The organism is Vibrio sp. 10N.222.48.A3, assembly GCF_041475345.1.
Taxonomy (GTDB): domain Bacteria; phylum Pseudomonadota; class Gammaproteobacteria; order Enterobacterales; family Vibrionaceae; genus Vibrio; species Vibrio tasmaniensis_A.
This window is the reverse complement of the sequence record NZ_JBFRVX010001802.1, coordinates 1-241: the sequence shown is the minus strand read 5'-3', so window position 1 is coordinate 241 and position 241 is coordinate 1. Positions and strand designations below refer to the sequence as shown.

1 pseudogene is annotated in these 241 nt (G+C 43.2%); it reads left to right on the top strand.

The window, feature by feature from the left end:
- Positions 1–241, top strand: a pseudogene (gene secD / locus AB4653_RS28975) (protein translocase subunit SecD); the annotation flags it as partial.

Below are 241 nucleotides of genomic sequence, written 5' to 3'. Positions count from 1 at the left end.
TGAAGCGAAATCGCTACTGCAATCTAAGCACCAAGATATGACGTTCGTAGATTCAGAATCTAACGGTCGTTTCTCTTTGATTGCTAACTTCACTGAAACTCGTCTTCAAGAAATCCGCAATTATGCGGTAGAGCAAAACATTACTATTCTACGTAACCGTGTTAACGAACTCGGTGTTGCTGAGCCTTTGGTTCAACGTCAAGGTGCTAGCCGTATCGTAGTGGAATTGCCAGGTGTTCAA